The organism is Desulfoscipio gibsoniae DSM 7213 (genome assembly GCF_000233715.2).
Taxonomy (GTDB): Bacteria; Bacillota; Desulfotomaculia; order Desulfotomaculales; family Desulfallaceae; genus Sporotomaculum; species Sporotomaculum gibsoniae.
Genome location: NC_021184.1, coordinates 2,061,395 through 2,087,979 on the forward strand (window position 1 = coordinate 2,061,395; position 26,585 = coordinate 2,087,979).

The window sequence follows — 26,585 nt, forward strand, 5'->3', positions numbered from 1 at the left end:
TTTTTTTTTGCAAAAAGGCTTATTCGATCACTTATGGATTAATCATTTTCTGGGCCAATTCACAGCCCAGTACCCACAGGGCTGCCGTGGTCAGGTGGTGGGGGGCGATGCTGTCAAATAAAATATTGGCTTTGGCTGGAAATTCATCGTCTCCCTGCCATATGGCAACAGCCAGGGGTAGTTTAGGAAAAGCGGATATCTGAGCACCAGCATCGCCCATTTTAATGGGCTGGCCGTCAAGCCGGGCAGCACGCTGCATGAATAAAACCGGATTATTGCTTAGTGCTTCACTAATTGGTTGACAAGCATCTTTTAAAAATGGTACATGATGGTGAATGCCCTGGGGCAATTCTAAAAAAGAAATCCATTTGCCCCTGGGTGGCAACCCGCTGCTTTGTTTGAGATACTGCAATATCAGAGTGGCATCTTTGGGGGCTGCATTTTTATTGTTTCCCGCCATTACCACCCCGTCCTTTAAGGAAACGGTATAAGTCCGGCCAAAATATTCAATGTTAATGCCTTCCCTATTCTTTGAATAACTTGCCCCGCTTCTTAAAATCATTTCTTCCGGGTCTGTATCCAAAAAGTTCTTGATTGCCGCGGTGTGTGCTGTTAATTCATGACACAAAAGAAACAACTCCCTGTTCTTAATTGATTTTTTTAACGTGCCATCAAATACAATACCAGCGCCGTTATGGCACCGACCAGCATGATAACGGTGCCCAGCCCGCCGAAATTGACCAGCATTTTTAGTTTTACACCATCGCTTTCGGATTTAGCCCGGAGATGATTGTACACCGTCAAATGGCCGATGACTTTCATCATCAATGCATCACTGATATCCGGGTCGCCGCCCCGGTCCAGCATGCTTTGCACTACTGTGTCCAACCATCGCTTTTGACCATCGGGCCCAAGGGATTGATAATAGTCCTTTAAATAATGGACAAATTTTTTCTCTTGGGTTTTTAAATGCTGGTAATAGTAACGGCGCTCAGCACGGTTAAGTTCTCGCATGGTTTTTTGCAGTAATTGAGTATCTTCCCTGGTTAAGTTAAATTCATTTTGTAATATTCCTATGAATAATGTGCCCATGCTTATCCCCATTCCCCTGAAATAATATAGCCCAGGTATGTAATTATTACATATTGATAATATATAATAATGTTAGCGGTACTTATACTGCCAGGATAAAGCCATTATCAAAAGTATATAGTTTTTATCCATCGATAGCAATTTAAAACTGAGGAATGAGGGATTTTGTTGGAAGTGTATGCACTGGTGGGTCCCAGCGGTACGGGTAAAAGCCACCGGGCCGTGATGCTGGCCGGTTACTTAGGTTGCGAAGTTATCATAGATGACGGATTAATTATTAAAGGAGATAGAATAATTGCCGGTGTGTCGGCCAAAAAACAACCAACCCGGATTGGGGCCATTAAAACAGCCCTTTTTATTGATGCAGAGCACCGGAGAGTCGCCGGTGAAGCTATTGCCATGCAGGCTCCGGAAAAGATTTTAATTTTAGGGACATCAAGGGGTATGACGGAAAGGATTGCTGCAGGATTGAATCTGCCCAATATTAAAGAGTACATCCATATCGACCAAATCGCCTCGGCTAAGGAGATAAGGAAAGCACGTGTTATGCGCACCCAACACAGCAAACATGTCATTCCTGCACCTATTATAGAAGTAAAAAAAAGTTTTCCTGAAAGTATTATTGATCCATTACAGGTTTTTATGCGCCGTAAAGGGCTAAGGGGGCGGCGTAGTTGGACGGAGCAGTCGGTGGTTAGACCCACCTTCACATTGTATGGTAAATTTACCATATCTCAGGGGGCCTTGGGCTCCATCGCCAGTTATGCGGCCACAGCAATTCCGGGTGTGGTGGGGGTAAAACACGCCCATATCATCAGGGAAGGACAAGGTGTGACCATAGAACTGTTCGTGGTGGCGAATTTAAACTTTAAGCTGGATGAACTTAGCAGGGAAGTACAAAGGGTGGTTAAACAGCAGTTGGAAAATATGACCGGATTAACTGTGAAGTACATCAACGTGACTGTAGCGGACATTCAAGTTGGGGAGTTAGGCTAACGTGGTGACGCTAACAAAGTATTTTGATTTATAATAAAAAAGGCATCTCTAAACCATTTACTAAAAATGGTTTAGAGCGTGCCTTTATTTTTTATGTTTTAGTAGCAAAAACATGGCTGCCTATTTTTGTTAGCACGGGTAAAGACCTGATCCAACGATCAGATGCAATGCTGGGATTATAGAAAAACAGTGCACCATTGGTTGGATCATAACCTTCCAGTGCCTTTGTGGCAGCTTTAATGGCCGTCTCGTCAGGGCTTAGATTAATGGTACCATCAGAAACAGGAGTGAACTGATACAGGTTTTTACTGCGCTGGAAAACCACTTCCCTGACGCTATCGGGGAAGTGCGGGCTATGCAGGCGGTTTAAAATCACCGCCCCAACCGCCACCTGGCCTTCAAAGCTTTCACCCCTGGCTTCGGCATGAATAGCCCGGGCCAAAAGCAGCAAGTCTTCCCTGGAAATATCACCCCGGCTGATATTGTCCGAGTCGGCCTTTTCCCCTGAAGGAATGGTTAAAACCTGATAAGGCCTTATTACCGATGTTTCCAGACTGTTAGCGCGTATTAATTGATTTAAGTCAACACCAAATGCCCTGGCTATTTCGGATAGAGTATCACCCGGCTGCACCGTATATTTGACCGTTATGCCGTTTGATCCTCCAGCCACTTCTTTTTCCGCACCGGCTTGTGCACCATGCGCATTGTATATCACCAGGCACAGCGCAAACAATATAATACCGGCAAGCTTGGAAAAATGAGTGTTCATCTTTTCCTCCTTTCTGACCAACAAATATTTTGCTCAATATATATATATTCTATACTGGTAAATATATCCATAAAAAAGGACAGGCCTTTGATAAGCCTGTCCTTTTTATGGTGGGATAGAATTCCTTATAATTGTATTTACATATATAACAGAGCGTTTACTATGGAAGCGGCGATGGTGCTGCCGCCTCTGGTGCCCTGCACGGTTATATAGGGCACTTTATTCAAGCTGACCAGCAGTTCTTTAGATTCGCTGGCACCCACAAAGCCCACAGGGGTACCGATAACCAGGGCAGGGTCGGCCTCCCCTTGTTCAATCATGGCGCAAAGGGTGAACAGGGCAGTGGGTGCATTGCCAATTACCACAATATCTCCCTGCAGTGCACCGGCCTGGCGCATGGTCACCATAGCCCGGGTTTGGCCTGTGCGCGTAGCTTCTGCTGCAACGGACGGGTCGGCGATGCGACAAATTGCTTGAACGCCAAACTCAGTTAATTTTTTATTATTCAGCCCGGCCAGTACCATATTGACATCGGTGAAAATAGTACAGCCCCGGTGAATCGCAGCCAGGCCGCGTTCCACGGCCTGCGGGTGTATTTTCACCAGAGGAGCGATGTTAAAATCCCCGGTGGTATGGATAATTCTTTTAACAATGGACTGTTCCCTGGCTGGCAGCAGGGCCAGGGAGGGAACATTTTTTTCAATAATAGCCATACTTTCCTGCTCAATGGCTCCGGGATCAACTGTAAATTTCAAACTGCCGCCCCCCTGACCCTGTCCAGGATGATATCCAGCAGCCGGGGGTCTGTCCCAATATGTTCGATCATAGATATACTGATGTCAGGGTAGAGTTTTCTTTGTTCCTCTAATATCTCTGGAATATCTCTCTGCATGTGTAGTCCAAGGTAAAGAAAAAGAGGTACAACAACTAGTCGCTCAGCTCCACGTTCCACAATCCGGGCAATGGCTGTGGGCAGATCCGGCTGGTTAAATTGCAGTGCCGCGCCTTCTATTAAAAAATCTTTTGTTGCACCCGCTTCAATCATAGTCGTTATTTTCTGTAAAGTAGCCTGGGCTTCAGGCAGACGGCTACCGTGACTTAATATGATAACTCCTGTTTTCAAAAAGCCTCCCGTCCTTTCATTATATTATAAAAGTAACTTTTTCATTGATAAGTACTCTTATTGTCTCATAGTTATTTTTATTTGGTTAATTAGTTCATCCAGATCACTTATGGCTCCTGCCGGGGCCGGAGGTCGTTTTATAACCACCACTGGTATGGAAAGGTCCAAAGCAGCTTTTATTTTAGTGTCAGAGCCACCGGCCGGACCGCTTTCTTTAGTTACTAACACGCTGGCTTTGTAATGAGTTAATAGTGCCTTATTCATATCAACTGAAAACGGTCCTTGCATGGCTACGATATCTTCCGGAGCTATGCCTAAATCGAGACAGAGGCGTAGACCAGCCGGGTCAGGTAATATGCGGGCCACCGCCCGCAAGCCGGCGGCATGAGCTGCGCCGGCGAACAAAGGCAATGTTTTGGTGCCGGTGGTAATAAAAACAGTTTGGCTGGCCAGCTCAACCGCCCGGCGGGCCGCAGCTTGATAGGTGTTTACCTGAACCACCAGCGGGTGATCGGGAAGCGGTAATGAGGGTCTCTCAAAGCGCAAGTATAAAACACCGGAGCGGGCACAGGCCCTCTGGGCTGTGGCTGTGGCCAGCTCAGCAAAGGGATGCGTCATATCAATAAGTACTGTTATATTTTGGGCAACCATTAGTCCAGCCAGTTCATCTTCGTTTAACCGGCCTGTAATAATTTGTGCATTACCTCTGCATTCTTTAAGTAAGTCGCCCCCGTAAGGAGTGGCTGTGCAGACAATAAGTGGTTGGCCAGGCCCGGCCAGCCTGGTGACTAGCTGGCGGCTTTCCGATGTGCCTCCCAGCACTAAAATCATAGGGCATAGCCCCGGGGAGTGATAATGAATTCGCCGATCCGCCTGGTGGAACAATTACCCACAATGACGGTGGTGAGCATGTCTATGGGGTAATCCAGCATGCCGGACAAATCTGTAATATATATTTCTTCGTCTTCCCGTGCGGCATTTTTTACTATGCCCACCGGGGTAGTCGGAGTTTTATGCTGCAGGCATATTTCCCGAGCCTTTTTAATTTGCCAGTCCCTTTTTTTACTAGCAGGGTTATATAATACAATGACAAAGTCCGCCATAGCTGCGGCTTCAAGTCTCTTTTCAATGGTTTCCCAGGGAGTTAACAAATCACTGAGGCTGATGACTGCAAAATCGTGCATCAGCGGTGCGCCTAGCCGGGCAGCAGACGCGGTGGCTGAAGTAATGCCGGGTATGATTTGCACTGGTATGGTTTTTAATTGGCCAGTGCTTTCAAGTAATTCCAGTATTAGTCCCGCCATGCCGTATACGCCGGGGTCGCCGCTGCTGACCACGGCTACCCGGTAACCGGCGGCGGCTTGTTCTATAGCTGCCTCGCAGCGTTCCTTTTCCCTGGTCATGGCGGTGCTGATTACTTGCTTTTCTTGAATAATGTCTTGAATTAAATCGATATATGTTTTATAGCCCACAATGACGTCGGCGGATTGCAAGGCCTCCAGAGCCCGGGCGCTTATATCGGCAGCTGCTCCCGGCCCTGTGCCGATTATCAGCAGCGATCCTCCGCCAGTGCCACCGTGATGCCCTGATATTTTTGCTTGGCTAATATTAATTCACCCTTTCTTGTTGCCAGTAGGGCCACCGGTTCACTAACTCCGGGCACCCCCATGTTTTTTTGTACAAAATCCGAACGCTGTAGCGCTTGGCTTGGGTTGAGCATTAGTGTATTGATTTGTTCCCGGGAAAAGCAAGCCAACGGCAGTTTCAGTTCGGCGGCTACTTGCTGTAGGCCTGGTTCACCGGCTTTTTGCTCAATGGTGGCCAGGGCCCGCAGACTTAATAAAGATCGGCGGCAGCCGGCCAGGGCGTTCTGGATGGCTGCTCGTATCTTCTCCCCCGGCGTGCCTGAGCGGCAGCCCACCCCTGCCACCAAGTTGCGGGGTCGTAAAAACATAGTATTGGCCAGGGGTTCGTCCAGACAGCGGTTGGTGATTACCACATGATAGGCGACCTGGCTGCCCGGTTTCGGATAATCTCTGGTTGAATATATTTTTAATTGACTGCCTGTCTCAATGTGTAGAGGGATATCAGTGTAGATATGTACCTTTCTACCGTTAACGATGGCGCTGTTAACCCGGCGTACTGCTGTCAAAGGGTCAATGGCCATATTATATTCCCTGGCCAGGTCGTCTATCGCCGGCAAACCGTGTACATCAGTGGCGGTGGTGATCACGGGCCGGGCGCCGATAATCCTTGCTATCTGCCGGGCCAGCTGGTTGGCTCCCCCCAGGTGCCCTGCCAGCACGCTAATAACGTGCTGGCCCGCTTCATCCAGTACCACCACGGCCGGGTCGGTGGTTTTATCACGAATATGCCCGGCCAGCATGCGCACCACGATGCCCAGTGCCATAATAAAAATTAGTTGACGGTTGCGGTTGAAAACGGACTGTACCACCGGGGCAAGCTCATTAAATATCAGGGCGTCCGCCGGGTCGACATAATCTCGATCTGGAGCGTACAACACTGTGCTGTTGGGGTTAACAGCGTTTATTTCATTTTTAATTCTTTGGCCTAATTGGTAACCCCGGGCGGTCAGGCAGATTATGGCGGTGCTCACTGGCCGCCCTCTCGGAAACCATGATTAAAGTTGCCATCATAAAGCCGGGACGGGGTGTAATCTGCTTTAAATGATGCTCCCACCAAGATCATGGCTGTGCGGGTGATGCCTGCCTGCTTCACCCGGGCCGTAATATCGTCCAGGGTACCCGAGATGATTTGCTCATCAGGCCAGGTAGCCTTCTCAACTACCAACACAGGTGTATCTAACGGGTAGCCTCCAGCCAGTAAATCTTTAGCTAATTGATCTATTAGATGAACGCTTAAAAAAATGCACATTGTGGCCTGGTGGGCAGCCAGACCGGTCATGGATTCGGCCACGGGCACTGCCGTACGTCCCTTATACCTGGTTAGTATCACGGTCTGGGTTACACCTGGCAAAGTAAGTTCGTGGGGAATGGCCGCAGCGGCCGCCACAAATGAGCTTACACCGGGAATTACAGCAAAAGGCACGTCAGCCTTTCGCAGTTCATCCATTTGTTCCTGGATGGCACCGTAAAGGGATGGGTCACCGGTATGCAGGCGAACCACCTCTTGCCCGGCCTGGTGGGCTTTAATCATTACATCGATAATTTGTTGCAGCGTCATGTTAGCGCTGTTATATATTTTAGTACCGGGGGCGCATCTGCTTAGCAGTTCCTTATTCACCAGTGAGCCCGCGTAAACAACTACCTGGGCTTGGGCCAGTAACCGGGCTCCTTTAACGGTAATAAGGTCCGGGTCGCCCGGGCCGGCACCAACAAAATAAATCATCGGCTTTCCCTCCGCTTTTTAACAATCATCAGTGACATGTAATGCAGTTTTTGATTCAGCAGGGTTTCGGGTTGGTTTGTAGCAAATTGATCCTGATAACCACAGCGATGTACAAAGTACGTATCAAAATTTCCAGTGTGTTTAAGATACTCCATAAGCTCTCCCAACCGCCGGTTAACCTTCATTAACACCACGGTGTCGAAGATATCCAGAATTTGTTTTAAATCATCCAAATTATAGGTAGCCGGGATGACCGCCAGCTTTTCGTCACCTTCCACCAGCGGTTCCTGTATATAGGCCGGACAGGCTGTGATGGAAGAAACTCCGGGAACGGTTTCGGTGATTAAATCCGGGTGGTTGGCCCTCAAGTAACGTAATAGATAGCCGTAGGTACTGTATAGGGTGGGATCTCCTATGGTGATAAAAGCCACATTTCGCCCGGTGATCAGCTCCCTGGCAACTTGCTGGCCGGCTTGTTGCCAGCTTTGTTCCAGCAGTACCTGGTCTTTGGACATGGGAAACTGCAACTCCAAAAACGTGTATTCCTTAGGTACGGCCATCTGGACAACAGATAAAGCCAGGCTGTCCTTCTCCATTTTCGATTTGGGCACACATAGTACATCCACTGCCGATAAAACCCTGTGGGCTTTTATGGTGAGCAGCTCCGGATCGCCGGGACCCACCCCGATGCCATAAAATTTACCAGCCAATGTTAATTACACTTCCTCCCTGTCTTTTTCCGCGGTAAATATGTAAACCGGGTTAAGGGCACGCCACAGGTGGACTTTACCGGTGGGCACAGCCCGGGATATATTGACTTGTATAACTTCCCGGCACCAACCTTCAAGCAGCTTGCTGCACAGGTTAAATGTTTCTACTGTTACGGCATTGATTACCAACCTGCCTCCGGGATGCAGTCTGTCACGGACTGCTTGTAATATTTGGGGCAGTTTTCCACCGCTGCCTCCAACCAACACCCGGTGGGGGGCAGGTAAATGCCCTAGTACTTTTGGTGCCTCACCCGGCACTATAACCACGTTTTTTATCGAGAACTGTTCGGTATTGCACAACGTCATTTCCAGCCCGCTAGGATTTCTTTCCACCGAATACACTGTTCCCCCGGGCACCAACAGGGCTGCCTCAACGGATAGTGAACCAGTGCCTGAACCGATGTCCCACACAATTTGCCCCGGGGCCAGTCTAGCTTTGGCCAGAGTCAGCACTCTAATTTCCTCTTTGGTCATGGGCACTTCGTTGCGTGTAAATAAATCATCCGGGATACCAGGGGTAGTAAAAGACCATTGGTTATTCATTAATAATCACCATCACGCAATTATTTTCCCGCCATTTTGGAACGGCTGCCAGCTGCTCCAGAGTGGTGGCTGTGATCAGTTCATCTGGGTAGGATAAGTTGCAGGCCACATATACTTTTCTGGCAGTTACCCCTTTATTTAATAAGATCCTGGCCAGCTCAGCAGGGTTGTGACGCGGGTCTGTAAGGGTAATCACTTTGTGGTGATCTTTAACTGCCCTGGCCAGGTGCCCGTAATCCCTACCGTGGCAGCTGGTTAAAAAAACGTCGTGCCAGGGCAGACCCAGCCTGGCGCAGGCCAGCTGTATTGAAGAGACCCCCGGCAGTACATTGATGGTGAAACCGGGCAGGCGGTTCTGTAAAGTAGACTGTATACCGTAAAAGCCTGGGTCCCCAGAGGCCAGTACGACAATTTTTTTTCCGGCCCGGGCATTATCGGCCAGGTAGTCAATCAGCTTGTCCATAGCCGCTGTGATAACGTATTTTTCTGAGGTTAAGTGGCTGAACAGCGCCAGCTGTCGCCTGCCGCCCACCAGTATATCAGCTTGTTCGGCTGCTTCAATACAGGCTCGGGTCAGGTATTTTTCGCTGCCCGGCCCCACACCCGCTACAGTGATATGTGCCATCCCAGTTCCCTCCCAATAACCCGGGCCGGCCGGTCGGCAGCCAGTACTTCACCCTTCATGTTTAAAAGTGCCGTACCTACAACAAGCTTCCCCTGAACATGGATCGCGGCTCTGGCGCTAGCCCGCTGGGCGGCTAGATCAAGTACTTTGGTTAGTCTCTCTTGGGTTAAAATATCTACAATGGCTTCGGTGGTGGTGCAGGCCAGAACATTTGACACGATAGCTGGCCCGGCACCCAGTGACGCGGCCAGCGCAGCCAGGGTTTCCTGCCGGGCGTCTGCCACTTTGCTATGGGTGTGAAAAATCCCTGCGGCTATTTTAATTAGCTTGCCGTGGTGCCCCCACAGCAGAACTTTTTTAATTCCCCTGGCCACACAGCCCTCCAACATAAAGCCTACAAAATTGCTCATTTCCACCACTGCCTTTTCCGGCAATCCCTGATTGGTGGCCCATCTTACCCCCATGCGTCCGGGGGTAAGCACCACCTGATCATACCCGTGGGCTACCGCCATATCAATCAAGGGAAGAAGAGAATTTTTAAAAGCCTCTTCGGACATGGGGCGAACGATGCCAGTGGTGCCTAAAATGGAAATACCGCCCACAATACCCAGCCGTGGGTTCAGGGTGCGCCGGGCCACTGCTTCGCCGCCCGGTACGCTAATAGTGACCGTACATCCCGTATCGGGGGGGATAACCTCGGCCAGGGCGTTGTTAATCATCCACAGGGGTACGGGGTTGATGGCGCTCTGACCTACCGCAACTTGTAAACCAGGTTTGGTAACCGTACCCACACCTTCCCCGCCCTGGATAGTGATGGTTCCGTCATGGGTTCTGCTAATTGAAGCGATTATTTCCAAACCATGGGTAACGTCGGGGTCATCTCCGCCATCCTTGATAACCACTGCCCCCTGGCCGTCTGGTATTTTGATATAACGATTGATGGGCACCGTTATTTTTCTGCCCTGTGGGTTGGTAACCGTTAATTGATTATGGTATTTATTTTTAAACAAGGCTAATGCGGCTGCTTTTGCTGCTGCGGCTGCACAGGCCCCTGTGCTGATCCCTGATTTGAGCTTTTGATTACCGGTCATGCTGTTTCTCCTTGACAGCCTGCCTGGCCCGGTGAAGCCGGCAGGCTTTCCTCTTCATATTTTCTTTTCACAAATAAACCCGCTCCGCATGAAAAGAACGGGTCTTCTTTCATTAATTGATAAAGAGCCTTTGTGTGCAAGCTGTATTAAAAATAATGGAACCGGGTTTGGCCCGGGTAGTATGCCTGTTATGTTTGCGGCTCAATTATGTGCATTTTTTACAGCCAGTTTTGCCAGCACAATATCAGTGGCTAAACTACCTGCTCTGACTGATCATTTGCACGCGTATATCCACATCCACCAGTAGACGATAAGGACGGCACATCTGAATAATACGTGAGGTTGTCCTTTCACCCAGGAATTGTTCCAGGTCCTCCAGATTGATATTGGTGGTGATAATAGTGGGTAAAAGGTAATTAAGCCGGTGATTGATGATGGAAAATATTTTATTCCTTGTCCAGTCAGTGTAGTTATGGGCACCCAGGTCATCCAATATCAGCAGTGGCACTTCCCGGGCGGTATCCAGCAGCTCCGACTCAGTGACGGCATTTTGATTTTTGGCATCGTAGGTTGCCTTGATCTGGTCCAGCAGATCAGGCACTACTATAAATAGCAGCGTTTTACCCTGAGCCAAAAGGGCATTGGCTATACAGCAGGCTAAAAAAGTTTTGCCGCTGCCCACCGGGCCGGTTAACAGCAATCCATCGGTATGTGGATTGTCTAGGTAGTTTTTGGCAAAATCCCTGGCTGCCTTTAAAGTAACCGCTGCAGCATTGCAATGAGAAGTATTTTTAACAGGATCAATTTGGGTGCGGGAGTAAAATTCCAAGTTAAAACGATTAAATGTAAAATTAGTCATCATGGGTGGGATTTGTGCGGCCTTTATTTTATTGTTGATGGTCCGTTGCTTTACACATGTACAAGGCATAGCTACGCCATCATGAATGACCAGCCCTCTGTCGGCGCATTTATTACATAAATAAGTCAAAGCCACAAACCCCTTTAACTCATATAAAGTGATTGGATGATACTCTTTTTAGTATTCTGGTTATCCTTTTGATCATTTTTTTGATCAACTTTACGCTTGCCGTTATTTGATTTTCTTTTTTGCTCGGTATGTTTCATTTTGAATTGCCGGTCATAATCTTTTACCTTTTCCGGGGTATTTAAATTGTTCTTTTCCCATTCCAACAAGATACTATCTATATACTTAAAATTATGTTTACCCAGCATAACGGCCCGGCGCAGTGCTTCTAGCACCATCAACGGGGGCATTTTTTGCGACCATGTATCAATTTGTTCAATTTCCATGGGTGAAAGCAACCGGCCAAATTCTTTTTCAAAACTCTTGTATAAATTTATGGAATTTGAGGATTTGTTTTCCATTATATTTTTGATTGCCTCGTGCTGTTTCACCCTGGCACAGGCCCAGACCTCAGACAATTTTTCAAATAAAGGTTCAAAATCATATCCTTTGATGATTAGCTCTCTTTCAGCATCGTAGAACTCGGTTATTTTAAGGATGCCGTTATTGATTAAACTTTCCAGATCCCGGTTTATCTGCTCTCCATCTCCGGATAGATGCTCATAAAGCAACTCTGTTGTTGGCAAGTAATTATTATCTTCTATAAAAAGCCTAAATAATTGGATAAGCAGCATCATTTCAGTATCTGTAATGCCCATTTGTTTATATAGCTTCAACAACAAATTAGGTATGGCGGTTGAGCCGTGGATAAACAGGTCCACACCGAAAGCGGCAGTGATATTGCCCCTTTGATATTTTTTGACTGTGCTTACTGTGCTCGTTGGGACCATAGGGTAATCTCTCCTTCTTTTGACCTTAAAAATATTTTATGGTAGAGCGAAGGGTTTGTCCACTGTTTTAGCATGTGCAGGCTAACGATACCTTGTATCAACAATTCGGCCTACGAGGTTAGCCTTACCGCGGTGCCGCTGGCCGTTACCATCAGCATGCCATCCCGAATAACTTCATAATCAATATCTACACCTACCACTGCGTTGGCACCGGCGCGCTGTGCTTTGGCAGCCATTTCATCCAGGGCGATTTCCCTGGCCTGGGCAAGTTTTGCTTCATAGGCTCCCGATCTACCGCCGACAATATCGGTAATGGCGGCGAACACATCGCGAAAAACATTGGCACCCATAATGGCTTCACCGCATACGATACCTAGATAATCGGCAATGCTTTTTCCTTCCACCGATGGAGTAGTGGTTAATATCATAAAAAATTTTCCCTCCCATGATAAAGTGTCCCTTAGTAATTTACGGCAAAGATAGCAACAATCCTTTATTTTTAAATTGACAAATAAAACTAACCCGGGACAGTTGGTTTAATTATTCTCATCGCTCATTGATTTTATTAACGATCTTTGTTTTATTGGTGTTTTAAAATGTCTGTAATTGGCTGCCCAAGGAAATATTTATAAACTAAAGAAAAAAGACCCTCATTTCGAGGGCCTTAGGAATCATCGATTACTCAAAAATGTATTAATAACATATCAACATGTTAAATTTGTTAAAATTATTATTACTTGATTGCTCCAATATTACTGAAGCCACCTGGGATGCGGGCTTCCACTTCTGTACCGTTACAGCTTAATGCATTTTGGGGCTAATTCTCCGGACTTAGCCCACCTTTGGCCTGGGATACAGGCCGGATTTTTCCACGATTTCGGGTACAACCTCTTCCCAGGCAATAGCCATAACGTGCACACCGTGCACACCCTTAACTTTTTCCTTGATATACTTGATTTGCTCAATGCATATGTCAACGCCTTCACGTTTGGGGTCTTCGGCGTTTTTAAGCCGTTCCACCAGCTCATCGGGCACGATCATACCGCTGACGTTATTTTGAATATACTTGGCCGCCCGCCAGCTCTTCATGGGGGTTACCCCGGCCAGGATATGCACCCGCTCGTCGATGCCGCGCTCGCGCACCATTTCCATGAATCGCTCAAAGCGCTCCATATCAAAAATGCACTGGGTTTGGATGAACTGGGCACCTGCCTCCACCTTCTTCTCCAGGCGGTCCACCCGGAACTCAAAGGGGTCGGCAAAGGGGTTGGCCACAGCCCCGATAAAGAATTGTGGCTCGTGCTCTTTAATCTCTTCGCCTGAGAAGAACAGCTTTTCGTCCCGCATGCGGCGCAGGTAATAGATGAGCTGCATGGAGTCGATATCATACACGTTCTTAGCCGTAGGGTGGTTGCCGAACTTCTGGTGGTCGCCGGACAGGCAGAGCACGTTGCGCATGCCCAGGCTGTAGGCGCCCATTAAATCGGACTGCATGGCAATCCGGTTGCGGTCCCTGCAGGTCATCTGCACAATGGGCTCAATGCCATTGGCCAGCACGTGCACGCCGGCAGCTATGCTGGACAGGCGTACAATGGCTGTCTGGTTGTCGGTAATATTGGTAGCGTCCACGTAATCGCGCATCATTTCGGCGTGATGGCGAATACCCTCGGCGGAAGAATGCTTGGGCGGCCCTATTTCCGCGGTTACCGCGAATTGACCGTTGTCCAGTATTTGCTGCAGTTTACTTAAATTCTTCAATCGATCATCACATCCTCCCTGATGGCCTTACGCGGCCCGCCGTCCCGGGATTTGGACCAGTCCTTGGGCGGCTGGAATTCCATTAGCTTGTCAAGCTTGCCCAGCGCCTTCATGCGGTCATAAATAAGCTGCCAGGCGCAATCCACGTCCTTGCTGACTTCGCACTTGCCGTATTGAGAGCCGCCGCAGGGGCCGTTTAGAATACTCTTGGAGCAGCGGATAATGGGGCAGATACCGCCGGTGCGATGCAAAATGCAGTCGCCGCACAGCCCGCACTTTTCCTCCCAGCTGCCGTGCACGGTGGAGCCACCGATGAATTTGGTATCCAGGGCCGGCACCACCCACTTATCCTTAAACCGCTCGGCCAGGTACTGCACGCCCACGCCGCAGGCCAGCGATACAATCGCGTCTACATCCTTCACCAGGTTATCCAGGGGCTCGATGTACTCGGGGTCACACTGCCTGGTGCAGGTGAAAGTGATTGCTTCCAGAGGGTTATTCTCCAGGTTGCGCTTAATACGCATGGCTGAGGCCAGTACCTGAGTTTCCTTATCGCCGCCGGCCAGGCAAACCGTCACGCAGCCGGCACAGCCCACGAACAACACTTTCTTGCAATCGTTAATCATTTGGGCGATGTCTTCAATTGGTTTTTGTTGGGCAACTATCATGCTGTTTGGCCACCTTCTTTCTGTGCGTTACCAGCCCCGGTTTTATTCAAGGGGTTGGGGCCAAGCTGGCGGATGCGTTCCGTCATCTCATTGGCAATCTGGGCAAACCGGCCCCCGTCGGAAGCGGGCAGGTTGTAAAACTCCAGCCGCTCACTGCCGAAGCCGATCTCATCCAGTATTTTCTTGACTGCCTGTACCCGCTTTTTAGCGCGGATGTTGCCTTTTAAGAAGTGGCAGTCGCCTTCCATGCAGCCCGCCACATAAACACCGTCGGCACCGTTTTCAAAGGTTTCTAAAAGCACCCGGTGTTCAATGGTGCCCGAGCAGGGCATTTCAATCACTCTGATATTGGGTGAATACTGCAACCGCATTGAACCTGCCAGGTCCGCAGCTGAGTATGCTCAGTAATGGCAGCAAAAGGCTACTATTTTGGGTTCAAATTCGGCCACCTTCACGCACCTCCTCAAATAAGCCATTAACCATATTTACATACATGCGGTCGCTGTAACCCTGCAGCGTGATGGCCTTGTTGGGGCACTCGCCGGCACAGGTACCGCATCCCTGACACAGCACTGCTTCGATTTCAGCCACGTTATTGTTAATGCGGGGCACATTGAAGGGGCACAGCCGCACACAGGTAAGGCAAGCTGCACACTTACTGGTGTCTACTGTGGCCACCAGACCAAGAGATGCCAGACCTTGTTTACTTAATATAGTTGCGGCCCGTCCCGCAGCGGCCTTGGCCTGGGCAATATTTTCCTCCATATTTTTAGGACCGTGGGCAATACCAGCCATAAATACCCCTTCCGAGGCAAAGTCCACGGGGCGTAGTTTCATATGCGCTTCCAGGAAAAATCCGTCTGCATTGAGTGGTAATTTAAACATTTGACTCAAGGAAGCGTTGTCTTCAGGTGGCAGTATAGCCGCGGCCAGTCCCACCACGTCGGCGTTAATAATTAAATTGTCACCCAGTATGTGATCCTTGACAGTGACGATAACACCCCGGTCATTCTTATCTATTTGTGGTTTTTCATTTTCATTATACCGAACAAAGATTACACCCTTGGTCCGGGCCTCCTGATAAGTGTCTTCCAAAAAGCCGTAGGTGCGAATATCCCGGTACAGGACAAATACATTAGCTGTGGGGTTAGATTCTTTGCACCTGATAGCCAAATTAATGGATTTGGAGCAGCAGATGCGGCTGCAATATGGACGTTCGGTATCTCGAGAGCCCACACAGTTAATAAGTACAATATTTTGGGCGTTCTTAAGTTTACCTGCAGCCATGTTTTCTTCCATTTCCAGCGTAGTCATAACCCGGTCGCTTTGTCCATAAAGGTATTCATTGGGTTGATACTGCCGTCCGCCAATGGCCATTATAGTAACACCGTGTTTAACTTGCTCGCCATTGTTTAAGATGGTGGTGAAGTTGCCTACATAACCGGATGCCTCTTGTATCTGGACTGATTTATACACGGTAATTAGCGGGTGGTTTTCAACTTGACTAATTAAATCGTTAACAAAAATTTGAATATCTTCACCATTGAATCCCTGCTTGATGCGACGTCCCATGCCGCCCAGTTCAGATGATTTTTCCACAATAGCAGCCTGGTAGCCCATTTGAGCCAGGGAGAGGGCGCTAACCATACCAGATACGCCGCCGCCAATAATTAAAGCTGACTTAGTTACATCTACTGTAACCTGCCTGATTGGATGTAACAGAGCGGCTTTAAACACCGTCATTTTCACTAAATCAATGGCTTTTTCTGTGGCCTTATCGGGCTCGTGCATGTGCACCCAGGAACACTGGTCCCTGATGTTGGCCATTTCAAACAAAAATTTATTCAAACCGGCTTCCCGCAGTGTTTCCTGGAATAGTGGTTTGTGGGTCCTGGGACTGCAAGAGGCCACTACTACCCGGTTTAATTTATGTTCTATAATAGCATCCCTGATCTTTGCCTGGGTATCCTGGGAACAGGTATAAAGGTTATCTTCGGCATGCACAACGTAAGGTAAATGTTTGGCGGCTTCCACTACCTCGGGCACTCTGACCACACCGCCTATATTAATACCGCAATTGCACACGAATACACCGATGCGAGGTTCTTCACCAGTTACATCTCGCTCGGGAGGGAATTCTTTTTGTTTAATTAATGTACCGCGCACATCTCCCAGCAGACTGCCCGCAGCGCTGGCTGCGGCGCTGGCCTGCAGCACCGTCTCGGGAATATCTTTGGGTCCGCTGTAAGCTCCGGCGGTAAAAATACCGGGATTGGAGGTATTTACACCGGTAAGAGGTGCCAGTTTGGCAAAGCCGTAATTATTGATATCAATAGCCATCTTTTCAGCCAGGGATTTGGCCTCTGCTGAAGGCTCAAGCCCTACGGAAAGAATCACCATATCATACTCTTCGGTAAATAATTTACCGTCTTCATCTTCATAATGAATGATGAGATTTTTACTATCATCATTGGTCTGTTCGACCTGGTATACCCTGGTGCGTACAAAATTCACACCATGTTCATTTTTGGCCCTCTGGTAATACTTTTCAAAGTCCTTCCCAAAGCAGCGCATATCCATCATAAAGATGGTGGTATCCAGGGGCTGGGCACTGTGCTCCTTGGCAATGACTGCTTCTTTAATAGCATACATACAGCATACCGAGGAACAGTAGCCGTGGTTTTCCTTAACGTTCCTGGAACCGACGCATTGGATCCAGGCAATTTTACGGGGTTCTTTATGATCATAGGGCCGTACTAGATGACCCTGGTATGGTCCCGAGGCGCTTAAAATACGCTCAAATTCTATACTTGTTACCACATTGGGGTAATTACCATAACCTAGATAATGTAAGTTGCTGGGATCGTAAGTCTTTACACCTGTGCTTAAAATGATTGAGCCTACTTCTAATTCCAAGTACTCATCCTGCATGTGGTGGTCAATGGCTTGGCGCATGCATGTATTTACACACTCGCCGCATTCCGAACAGACACCGCAATTCAAACAGCGCTCGGCCTCTGCAATGGCTTGTTCAGGTGTAAGTCCGCTGCTTTCCTGGACAAACCCGTGTAACCGCTGCTCCACCGGGGTAAAGGTAAGAGGTGCCGGGTTGCTGGGAGGGACATCTTCCAAAGCCTGTCTTAAGGGCGCGATTTTATCTTCGGGCACTTTAAAGACCCGGTCTTTTCTTTGTTCCATACCACTCAGGTAACGATTTATGGATTCGGCAACAGTTTTACCGGCACAGATGGCAGATACCACATCGCGGGGTCCGGTGACATTGTCGCCGCCGGCGAATATTCCCTCCAGGCTGGTTTCCAGTGTATCGCGGTCTACTTGCATCCGTCCGGCATCATTTAATAGAGACTTGTCTTCATCGGGCAGGAAGCCATAGTCAGCACCCTGGCCGATGGCCACCAGCAGGTAATCAGTATTAAAAGTTTCGGTTATGGTTTCATCATACTGGGGATTAAAACGACCGTCAGCATCAAATACAGATGCCACGCCCACCAGCTCTATGGACTGCACGATGGTATCTCCCTGGATGGCTTTGACACCACGGGAATAATGGAAAACTATTCCTTCCTCTTCAGCCAGGTGAATTTCCTCGGCGGAGGCGGGCATTTCTTCTGCTTTTTCCAGGGCAAACACATGAGCTTCCTGGGCACCCATGCGCAGCGCTGACCTGGCGTTGTCAATGGCCACGTTGCCGCCGCCGATTACGGTTACCCGCCCGGATAGGGCATTTTGTTGCCCGAAGTTAATATTGTTCAGGAAGGTAATGCCGGGGATGACGTTGGCTAAATCTTCGCCGGGCACGTTCAGTTTAAATGGCCTGGGAGTTCCTGTGGCTATAAATACTGCGTCGAAATCGTTTTTCAGCCCGGCTGCGGAAAAGTCCTTACCCCAACGCTGGTTATACCTGATTTCTACGCCCATTTTCTCCAACAGTTTGATTTCAGTATCCAGGAACTGCCTGGGCAGGCGGTATTCCGGTATGCCTTTACGCATCATGCCGCCGGCCAACTGGTCAGCCTCAAAAACTACAGCCCGGAAGCCGCTTTTCACCAGAAAATAGGCGGCGGATAACCCGGCCGGGCCGCTGCCGATGATGGCTACGCTTTGTCCCCGCTGGGAAGCTGGCTCAGGTAAAGGAAGCTCGTCAATATTGTTGGCGTAGGCCTGCTCTGCAGCTACCCGCTTTAAGTTTCTTATGCTTACCGGGGCATCAATTTTGCCTCTATGGCACTGGGATTCGCAGGGGTGGGTGCAGACCAATCCGCACACGGCGGGGAATGGGTTGTCTTGATAAATTAATGACCAGGCCTCCTGGAATTTCCCTTTTTTAATTAACTGCACATAACCCTGGGCGTTGACTCCTGCCGGGCAGGCGGCTCTACAGGGTGAAATACCGGCCTTTTCAATAGCATAGGCCGCCGGCATGGCCTGGGGATAAAGCTTAAAAATAGCATGACGGTTTTCCAGCCCGGCGTTAAATTCATTGGGCATATCTACCGGACAGGCATTGGCGCAATCACCGCATCCGGTGCATTTATCCAAATCAACAAAACGTGCTTTTTTATGCAGGGTCACCTTAAAGTTACCTGGTTTGCCCTGTACATCCACAATATTGGATAACATGTGCTTTTCAATATTTAAGTGTCTACCGCATTCTACAATTTTAGGGGAAAGAATGCACATGGAACAATCATTGGTGGGGAAAGTTTTATCCAGCATCGGCATAATACCGCCGATGGCTGGTGACTGTTCAACCAGGTAAACGTAGTAACCGGACTCTGCGAGGTCAAGGGATGCCTGGATGCCGGCAATACCGGCCCCTACCACCATTACTGCGCCAACATTATCTTTTCCCAAGGGGATCACCCTTCCTCTCGTTTCAGAGCGTTTAGCGGCAATATGCATAATTCATCACCGAACACTCTTTATTTGGTCTATGTATTTTTTAGACAGACGCCAGCTCGTTGATTAATCATTAGTTATGACAGTAGGCTGCAATGTTGGTTAATCGATGTATCATCGGCTTTGTTACGATATGTTAATAAACTGTTATAGCGCCTTTATAATGATTGCTTAGTGACGTAATTTGGCAATTGCCCGGCAGAAAGGGTGCTTTTGTTAGAATAATCTGAACGGGCAATTTGGTACATACTGCTTTTGAACTAACGTCTAAAACCATTATACTGAATTAATTGAACGTATGTCAATGAACGTATGTCAATCAATATATGTAATTATTAAATATTTTTTTTGCCGTGAGTTGTTTTTAGTGAAACTGTGGATAATGGTAGATAAAAAAAAAGACCCTCCTTTAGAGAGGGTCTGATAAGGTAAATACGTACAATTGATATTTATATTATATTATGGTTAGGTATTCCGGTTATGAACAAAGGTTGTTCAATTTCTGTACCGTTACAGCTTAGTGCATTTTGGGGCTAATTCTCCTGACTTAGCCCACCTTTGGCCTGGGATACAGGCCGGATTTTTCCACGATTTCGGGTACAACCTCTTCCCAGGCAATAGCCATAACGTGCACACCGTGCACACCCTTAACTTTTTCCTTGATATACTTGATTTGCTCAATGCATATGTCAACGCCTTCACGTTTGGGGTCTTCGGCGTTTTTAAGCCGTTCCACCAGCTCATCGGGCACGATCATACCGCTGACGTTATTTTGAATATACTTGGCCGCCCGCCAGCTCTTCATGGGGGTTACCCCGGCCAGGATATGCACCCGCTCGTCTATGCCGCGCTCGCGCACCATTTCCATGAATCGCTCAAAGCGCTCCATATCAAAAATGCACTGGGTTTGGATGAACTGGGCACCTGCCTCCACCTTCTTCTCCAGGCGGTCCACCCGGAACTCAAAGGGGTCGGCAAAGGGGTTGGCCACAGCCCCGATAAAGAATTGTGGCTCGTGCTCTTTGATCTCTTCGCCTGAGAAGAACAGCTTTTCGTCCCGCATGCGGCGCAGGTAATAGATGAGCTGCATGGAGTCGATATCATACACGTTCTTAGCCGTAGGGTGGTTGCCGAACTTCTGGTGGTCGCCGGACAGGCAGAGCACGTTGCGCATGCCCAGGCTGTAGGCGCCCATTAAATCGGACTGCATGGCAATCCGGTTGCGGTCCCGGCAGGTCATCTGCACAATGGGCTCAATGCCATTGGCCAGCACGTGCACGCCGGCAGCTATGCTGGACAGGCGTACAATGGCTGTCTGGTTGTCTGTAATATTGGTAGCGTCCACGTAATCGCGCATCATTTCGGCGTGATGGCGAATACCCTCGGCGGAAGAATGCTTGGGCGGCCCTATTTCCGCGGTTACCGCGAATTGACCGCTGTCCAATATTTGCTGCAGTTTACTTAAATTCTTCAATCGATCATCACATCCTCCCTGATGGCCTTACGCGGCCCGCCGTCCCGGGATTTGGACCAGTCCTTGGGCGGCTGGAATTCCATTAGCTTGTCAAGCTTGCCCAGCGCCTTCATGCGGTCATAAATAAGCTGCCAGGCGCAATCCACGTCCTTGCTGACTTCGCACTTGCCGTACTGAGAGCCGCCGCAGGGGCCGTTTAGAATACTCTTGGAGCAGCGGATAATGGGGCAGATACCGCCGGTGCGGTGCAAAATGCAGTCGCCGCACAGCCCGCATTTCTCCTCCCAGCTGCCGTGCACGGTGGAGCCGCCGATGAATTTGGTATCCAGGGCCGGCACCACCCACTTATCCTTAAACCGCTCGGCCAGGTACTGCACGCCCACGCCGCAGGCCAGCGATACAATCGCGTCTACATCCTTCACCAGGTTATCCAGGGGCTCGATGTACTCGGGGTCACACTGCCTGGTGCAGGTGAAAGTGATTGCTTCCAGAGGGTTATTCTCCAGGTTGCGCTTAATACGCATGGCTGAGGCCAGCACTTCAGTTTCCTTTTCGCCACCGGCCAGGCAAACCGTCACGCAACCGGCACAGCCCACGAACAACACTTTCTTGCAATCGTTAATCATTTGGGCGATATCTTCAACTGGTTTTTGTTGCGCTATAATCATGCTGTTTGGCCACCTTCTTTCTGTGCGTTACCAGCCCCGTTTTTATTCAATGGGTTGGGGCCGAGCTGGCGGATGCGCTCCGTCATCTCATTGGCAATCTGGGCAAACCGGCCCCCGTCGGAAGCGGGCAGGTTGAAGAAATCCAGCCGCTCACTGCCGAAGCCGATTTCATCCAGTATTTTCTTGACTGCCTGTACCCGCTTTTTAGCACGGATGTTGCCTTTTAAAAAGTGGCAGTCGCCTTCCATGCAGCCCGCCACATAAACACCGTCGGCACCGTTTTCAAAGGTTTCTAAAAGCACCCGGTGTTCAATGGTGCCCGAGCAGGGCATTTCTACCACTCTGATATTGGGTGAATACTGCAACCGCATCGAACCTGCCAGGTCCGCAGCTGAGTATGCTCAATAGTGGCAGCAAAAGGCTACTATTTTGGGTTCAAATTCAGCCACTTTAACGCACCTCCCTTAATAAACCATTCATCATATTCATATACATGCGGTCGCTGTAGCCCTGCAGCGTGATAGCCTTGTTGGGGCACTCGCCGGCACAGGTACCGCATCCCTGACATAGTACGGGCTCAATTTCAGCGGCATAGTTTTTCACGCGGGGTACGTTAAACGGACATAACCTTACACAGGTAAGGCAAGCTGCACACTTACTGGGATCCACCTTGGCAACAACACCCTGGGACTCCAGGTGGTTCTTGCTTAATATGGTGGCAGCTCGTCCTGCGGCGGCCTTGGCCTGGGCGATATTTTCCTCCATGTTTTTGGGACCGTGGGCAATACCAGCCATAAACAGGCCTTCGGAGGCAAAGTCCACGGGGCGAAGCTTCATATGCGCTTCCAGGAAGAAGCCATCCGCGTTCAAGGGTACTTTAAACAGCTGGTTTAGTTTGGTATTGTCCTCCGGTGGCAGTATGGCGGCGGCCAGTCCCACCACATCGGCTTCAATAACGATCGGTACACCCAGCACATGGTCAGTCACGGTGACGTTTATCATATCCCCGTTCTTTTCCACCAGCGGTTTATCATCGGTATTATAACGAATGAATATAACGCCCTTGTTGCGGGCTTCTTCATACTTTTCTTCCAGGAAGCCATAGGTGCGAATATCACGGTATAAGACAAATATATTGGCATTGGGATTACTTTCCTTGGCTTTCAGCGCCAGGCTGATGGACTTGGAACAGCATACCCGGCTGCAGTAAGGGCGCTCGTTATTCCTGGAGCCCACACAGTTGATCAGTACAATATTTTGAGCATCTTTGACTTTACCTTCGGCCATAGCTTCTTCAAGCTCCAGGTGGGTCATTATACGGTCGCTTTGGCCGTACAGGTATTCACCGGGCTTGTATTCCTGGCCACCAATGGCGATTACCGTTACGCCGTGTTTAATGACCTGGCCGTTAGTCAGTGCGGTAGTGAAGTTACCTACGTAACCGGATACTTCCTGTATTTCCGAGGAAGTATAAACATTAATTAATGGGCTGGCGTTTACTTGATTAATTAGATCTGCTACAAAGGCTCCAATGTCTTCGCCTTTAAAGCCTTTTTTAATGCGCCTGGCCATACCGCCCAGCTCGGCGGATTTTTCCACCAGGTGCACTGTATAACCCTGTTCCGCCAGGCTTAATGCGTTGGTCATTCCGGAGACGCCGCCACCAATGACCAGTGCAGACTTGGTCACCCCTACCTGGCCCTGTTTAACGGGCCTTAAGAGGGCCGATTTAGATACAATCATACGCACCAAATCTTTGGCTTTTTCGGTGACTTTATCGTGTTCATGCATATGCACCCAGGAGCACTGGTCCCGGATATTGGCCATCTCAAACAAGTAGCGGTTTAAACCGGCTTCCCGCAGTGTTTCCTGGAACAGTGGTTTGTGGGTTCTGGGACTGCATGAGGCCACTACCACCCGGTTAAGTTTATTTTCTTCGATTATTTGTTTCATATCTGCCTGGCTGTCCTGGGAACAGGCGTACAAGTATTCACCGGCATAAGCTACATTGGGCAGTTTCTTAGCCATGGCCACCACTTCGGGGACGCTGATGACACCGCCAATGTTAATACCACAGTTACATACAAATACCCCTATTCTGGGCTCTTCATCAGTTACATCACGCTCAGGAGGGAATACCCTTTCCTTGACCAGGGTGCCCCGCACATCGCCTAGCAAACTTTCAGCGGCGGAAGCCGCTGCGCTGGCCTGCATTACAGTTTCGGGGATGTCTTTAGGCCCTGAGAAGGTACCTGCTACGTATATGCCGGGTTGAGAAGTGCCCACGCCTGTCAGCGGTTCCAGATCCGCAAAACCATACCGGTTCAGCTTAACATCCAGCTTTTGTCCCAATTCCAGAGCTTTTTGAGGAGCTTTAAAGCCTATAGACAGTACCACCATGTCAAATTCTTCTGTGGTAATAGTGCCGTCTTCATTGGCATAGCGAATTACCAAGTTTTTGCTTTCCCCAGCTGCCTCGGCTATTTCATAAATGCGCGAGCGTTTAAATTTAACGCCGTGCTCGTTTTTAGCCCGCTCATAATATTTTTCAAAGTCCTTACCATATGAGCGCATATCCATCATAAAGATGGTGGTATCAAGTGGCTCGGCGCTGTGTTCTTTGGCAATAACCGCTTCCTTAATGGCGTACATGCAGCACACCGAGGAACAGTAGTTGTGTTTAATGCGGATGTTTCTCGAGCCCACACACTGAATCCAGGCGATTTTGCGCGGTTCCTGGTGGTCATAGGGCCGAACCAGGTGCCCGCTAAAGGGACCCGAAGCACTTAAAATCCGCTCAAATTCAATACTGGTTACTACATTAGGATACTTTTTATAACCGAAATAATAAAGGTCGGTGGGGTCGCATAATTCAGCACCGCTGCTGAGAATTATAGATCCTACTTCAATTTCTTTTTCTTCATCCTGCATATTGTGGTTGACGGCCTCGCGCATACAGGTTTTTACACATTCACCGCATTCGGAACATACGGCGCAGTTCAGGCAGCGCTCGGCTTCCTTGCGGGCCTCTTCTTCGCTGATGCCCAAAGCCACTTCGTAAAAATTAGCGATGCGCTGTTGGGGGTCCACAAAATGACCCGTTACCCGGGGGGTATCTGACATCATTTTCTGGGCATGCTTGGGAAAGTCAGCAATAGCACCGTCAAAGGTATTTTTGAACTCGCCGGCTATTTGTTCGCCTTTAAGGTATAAGTTGATAGACCAGGCCGCTTTTTTACCCGCTCCGATGGCATCCACCACGGTGGCAGGACCGGTTACCACATCGCCGGCGGCAAAAACACCCGGTATATTGGTGGCCAGCGTTTGGGGATCAACAATTATGGTATTCTTTTTGGATAAGGCCACGTTGCTTAATCCTGATACCTCTGGAGCCTGGCCAATGGCAATGATCACGTTATCCACATCAATGGAAAATTCACTGCCCGCCACAGGCACTGGGCGGCGGCGTCCACTTTCGTCCGGTTCACCCAGCTTGTTTTCAACGCATTCCAGTTTAATGGCCTTACCGTCTTGTCCGTGTACAGCCACTGGGCTGGTCATCATCTTAAAGATAATGCCCTCTTCTTTGGCTTCCTCGATTTCCTCTTCTGCTGCCGTAATCTCTGCTTCGGATCGGCGGTATACGATGGTTACCTCCTGGGCACCACAGCGCAGTGCGGTGCGGGCAGCGTCCATAGCAGTATTGCCGCCACCGATGACAGCTACCTTTTGACCCAGGGGGACCTGCTCGCCCAGGTTAACTTTCCGTAGAAAATCTACACCTGGTATTACGCCGGACAAATCCTCACCCGGTATATTGAGGGATACGCCCTTGTGAGCACCAATGGCTAAAAATACAGCTTTGTAACCCTGGTTCATTAAATCATCTATGGTTAACTGCGGACCCAGGGGGGTGTTTGTTTTGAATTGTACACCCATTTTTTCCAGCAGGTTTATTTCCAGTTCAACTAATTGTTTGGGCAGGCGATACTCTGGTATACCAACCCTGAGCATGCCACCGGTCACCGGCAAGGCTTCAAATATAGTTACCGCATAGCCCCGTTTGGTTAGTTGATAAGCCGTGGAAAGACCTGCCGGGCCGGAGCCTATCACCGCAACTTTAATACCATTAGCCGGTGCCGTTTCAGGTAACGGTAAGTTATCCATATCACGGTAGGCTACGGATGCGGCTACTCTCTTTAATTCCCTTATGTTAACGGACTTATCCACGCTTTTACGGTGGCACTGGCTTTCGCAAGGATGTGTGCATACCCGGCCACAAATGGCGGGCAGCGGGTTATCTTTATAAATCAATTGCCACGATTCAATGAATTTACCATCTTTAATAAGCTGTACATAACCCTGGGCGTTGACCCCTGCAGGGCAGGCTGCTTTACAGGGGGAAACACCATGTTTTTCTATGGAAAAGCCGGCCGGCATGGCCTGGGGATACATTTTATAAATAGCTTTTCTCTTGCCCAGGTCGGCGTCAAATTCGCTGGGCATTTCTACCGGGCAGGCGCTGGCGCATTCGCCGCAGCCAGTACACTTATCCAGATCAATGTAACGCGCTTTTTTACGTAATTTCACCTTATAGTTGCCCGGCTCACCCTGAACATCAACTATATCTGTTAACATGTTTTTCTCAATATTCAGGTGTCTCCCGCACTCCACCAGCTTGGGAGAGAGAATACACATGGAGCAATCGTTGGTGGGGAATGTTTTATCCAGCCTGGGCATAGTGCCGCCAATAGCCGGTGACTGCTCCACGAGATATACATAATAGCCGGACTCTGCAAGGTCAAGTGATGCCTGGATGCCGGAAATGCCGGCGCCTACCACCATTACGGCTCCCACTTTATCTTTACTCATGCATTTCACCCGTCCTCTCGGTTTAGAGTCCA

The 26,585-nt window shown here is 49.1% G+C and carries 25 protein-coding genes; 1 reads left to right on the forward strand and 24 read right to left on the reverse strand.

Annotation, left to right across the window (positions count from 1 at the left end):
* Window positions 1-31 precede the first annotated feature (31 nt).
* Together DESGI_RS09585 and DESGI_RS09590 are read right to left on the reverse strand one after the other, a co-directional pair.
* On the reverse strand, window positions 32-628 hold the full coding sequence (locus DESGI_RS09585; protein WP_006524551.1) for a DUF3786 domain-containing protein: 597 nt from the start codon (window positions 626-628) through the stop codon (window positions 32-34).
* A gap of 32 nt (window positions 629-660) precedes the next feature.
* A complete protein-coding gene (locus DESGI_RS09590; protein WP_006524552.1) occupies window positions 661-1,092 on the reverse strand; it encodes a hypothetical protein in 432 nt (143 codons plus the stop codon).
* A gap of 174 nt (window positions 1,093-1,266) precedes the next feature.
* Here DESGI_RS09590 and DESGI_RS09595 point away from each other — a divergent pair, with 174 nt between their 5' ends.
* On the forward strand, window positions 1,267-2,088 hold the full coding sequence (locus tag DESGI_RS09595) for an Asp23/Gls24 family envelope stress response protein (RefSeq protein ID WP_245561204.1): 822 nt from the start codon (window positions 1,267-1,269) through the stop codon (window positions 2,086-2,088).
* A 91-nt stretch (window positions 2,089-2,179) separates the two neighbouring features.
* Here DESGI_RS09595 and DESGI_RS09600 read toward each other — a convergent pair whose 3' ends face one another.
* The 22 genes from DESGI_RS09600 to DESGI_RS09705 form a co-directional block, all read right to left on the reverse strand.
* Window positions 2,180-2,857 (reverse strand): cell wall hydrolase, encoded by a 678-nt coding sequence (locus DESGI_RS09600; RefSeq protein ID WP_006524554.1) that lies wholly within the window; start codon window positions 2,855-2,857, stop codon window positions 2,180-2,182.
* A gap of 137 nt (window positions 2,858-2,994) precedes the next feature.
* Window positions 2,995-3,612 (reverse strand): precorrin-8X methylmutase, encoded by a 618-nt coding sequence (locus DESGI_RS09605; RefSeq protein WP_006524555.1) that lies wholly within the window; start codon window positions 3,610-3,612, stop codon window positions 2,995-2,997.
* Window positions 3,609-3,980: a sirohydrochlorin chelatase gene (locus DESGI_RS09610; protein ID WP_006524556.1), complete on the reverse strand. Its 372-nt coding sequence runs from the start codon at window positions 3,978-3,980 to the stop codon at window positions 3,609-3,611. The genes DESGI_RS09605 and DESGI_RS09610 overlap by 4 nt, the downstream gene beginning before the upstream one ends.
* A gap of 57 nt (window positions 3,981-4,037) precedes the next feature.
* Window positions 4,038-4,811: a precorrin-6A reductase gene (gene cobK / locus DESGI_RS09615; protein WP_006524557.1), complete on the reverse strand. Its 774-nt coding sequence runs from the start codon at window positions 4,809-4,811 to the stop codon at window positions 4,038-4,040.
* Window positions 4,808-5,533 carry a precorrin-3B C(17)-methyltransferase gene (gene cobJ / locus DESGI_RS09620; protein WP_041284840.1) on the reverse strand — a complete coding sequence of 242 codons (726 nt, stop codon included), beginning with the start codon at window positions 5,531-5,533 and terminating at the stop codon, window positions 4,808-4,810. The genes cobK and cobJ overlap by 4 nt, the downstream gene beginning before the upstream one ends.
* Window positions 5,530-6,597 carry a cobalt-precorrin 5A hydrolase gene (locus DESGI_RS09625; RefSeq protein WP_006524559.1) on the reverse strand — a complete coding sequence of 356 codons (1,068 nt, stop codon included), beginning with the start codon at window positions 6,595-6,597 and terminating at the stop codon, window positions 5,530-5,532. Before DESGI_RS09625 ends, cobJ begins: the two co-directional genes overlap by 4 nt.
* On the reverse strand, window positions 6,594-7,349 hold the full coding sequence (gene cobM / locus DESGI_RS09630) for a precorrin-4 C(11)-methyltransferase (protein WP_006524560.1): 756 nt from the start codon (window positions 7,347-7,349) through the stop codon (window positions 6,594-6,596). The genes DESGI_RS09625 and cobM overlap by 4 nt, the downstream gene beginning before the upstream one ends.
* Window positions 7,346-8,059, reverse strand: coding sequence for a precorrin-2 C(20)-methyltransferase (gene cobI / locus DESGI_RS09635; protein ID WP_006524561.1), 714 nt, complete (start codon window positions 8,057-8,059; stop codon window positions 7,346-7,348). The genes cobM and cobI overlap by 4 nt, the downstream gene beginning before the upstream one ends.
* A gap of 6 nt (window positions 8,060-8,065) precedes the next feature.
* On the reverse strand, window positions 8,066-8,662 hold the full coding sequence (gene cbiT, locus DESGI_RS09640; RefSeq protein ID WP_006524562.1) for a precorrin-6Y C5,15-methyltransferase (decarboxylating) subunit CbiT: 597 nt from the start codon (window positions 8,660-8,662) through the stop codon (window positions 8,066-8,068).
* Entirely contained in the window at window positions 8,655-9,287 is a 633-nt protein-coding gene (gene cbiE, locus DESGI_RS09645; RefSeq protein WP_006524563.1) for a precorrin-6y C5,15-methyltransferase (decarboxylating) subunit CbiE, read from the reverse strand. The genes cbiT and cbiE overlap by 8 nt, the downstream gene beginning before the upstream one ends.
* Window positions 9,269-10,378, reverse strand: a complete 1,110-nt coding sequence (cbiD, locus tag DESGI_RS09650; protein WP_006524564.1) for a cobalt-precorrin-5B (C(1))-methyltransferase CbiD — start codon at window positions 10,376-10,378, stop codon at window positions 9,269-9,271. The genes cbiE and cbiD overlap by 19 nt, the downstream gene beginning before the upstream one ends.
* Window positions 10,379-10,634: 256 nt before the next feature.
* Complete coding sequence (locus tag DESGI_RS09655) at window positions 10,635-11,372, reverse strand: ATP-binding protein (RefSeq protein WP_006524565.1); 738 nt, start codon at window positions 11,370-11,372, stop codon at window positions 10,635-10,637.
* Between the two features lie 8 nt (window positions 11,373-11,380).
* Window positions 11,381-12,193 (reverse strand): DnaD domain-containing protein, encoded by an 813-nt coding sequence (locus DESGI_RS09660; RefSeq protein WP_006524566.1) that lies wholly within the window; start codon window positions 12,191-12,193, stop codon window positions 11,381-11,383.
* Window positions 12,194-12,303: 110 nt separating this feature from the next.
* A complete protein-coding gene (locus tag DESGI_RS09665; protein WP_006524567.1) occupies window positions 12,304-12,621 on the reverse strand; it encodes a YbjQ family protein in 318 nt (105 codons plus the stop codon).
* Between the two features lie 403 nt (window positions 12,622-13,024).
* A complete protein-coding gene (locus DESGI_RS09670) occupies window positions 13,025-13,951 on the reverse strand; it encodes a methylenetetrahydrofolate reductase (protein ID WP_015617966.1) in 927 nt (308 codons plus the stop codon).
* Window positions 13,948-14,619 (reverse strand): methylenetetrahydrofolate reductase C-terminal domain-containing protein, encoded by a 672-nt coding sequence (locus tag DESGI_RS09675; RefSeq protein ID WP_006521901.1) that lies wholly within the window; start codon window positions 14,617-14,619, stop codon window positions 13,948-13,950. Before DESGI_RS09675 ends, DESGI_RS09670 begins: the two co-directional genes overlap by 4 nt.
* Window positions 14,616-15,068 (reverse strand): hydrogenase iron-sulfur subunit, encoded by a 453-nt coding sequence (locus DESGI_RS09680; protein WP_015617967.1) that lies wholly within the window; start codon window positions 15,066-15,068, stop codon window positions 14,616-14,618. The genes DESGI_RS09675 and DESGI_RS09680 overlap by 4 nt, the downstream gene beginning before the upstream one ends.
* A complete protein-coding gene (locus DESGI_RS09685; protein ID WP_006521903.1) occupies window positions 15,055-19,542 on the reverse strand; it encodes an FAD-dependent oxidoreductase in 4,488 nt (1,495 codons plus the stop codon). Before DESGI_RS09685 ends, DESGI_RS09680 begins: the two co-directional genes overlap by 14 nt.
* A 544-nt stretch (window positions 19,543-20,086) precedes the next feature.
* Entirely contained in the window at window positions 20,087-21,013 is a 927-nt protein-coding gene (locus DESGI_RS09690; RefSeq protein ID WP_006521904.1) for a methylenetetrahydrofolate reductase, read from the reverse strand.
* Window positions 21,010-21,681, reverse strand: a complete 672-nt coding sequence (locus tag DESGI_RS09695) for a methylenetetrahydrofolate reductase C-terminal domain-containing protein (protein ID WP_006521905.1) — start codon at window positions 21,679-21,681, stop codon at window positions 21,010-21,012. The genes DESGI_RS09690 and DESGI_RS09695 overlap by 4 nt, the downstream gene beginning before the upstream one ends.
* Window positions 21,678-22,130: a hydrogenase iron-sulfur subunit gene (locus DESGI_RS09700; protein WP_015617968.1), complete on the reverse strand. Its 453-nt coding sequence runs from the start codon at window positions 22,128-22,130 to the stop codon at window positions 21,678-21,680. The genes DESGI_RS09695 and DESGI_RS09700 overlap by 4 nt, the downstream gene beginning before the upstream one ends.
* Before the next feature lies 1 nt (window position 22,131).
* On the reverse strand, window positions 22,132-26,553 hold the full coding sequence (locus DESGI_RS09705; protein WP_006521907.1) for an NAD(P)-binding protein: 4,422 nt from the start codon (window positions 26,551-26,553) through the stop codon (window positions 22,132-22,134).
* Window positions 26,554-26,585 lie beyond the last annotated feature (32 nt).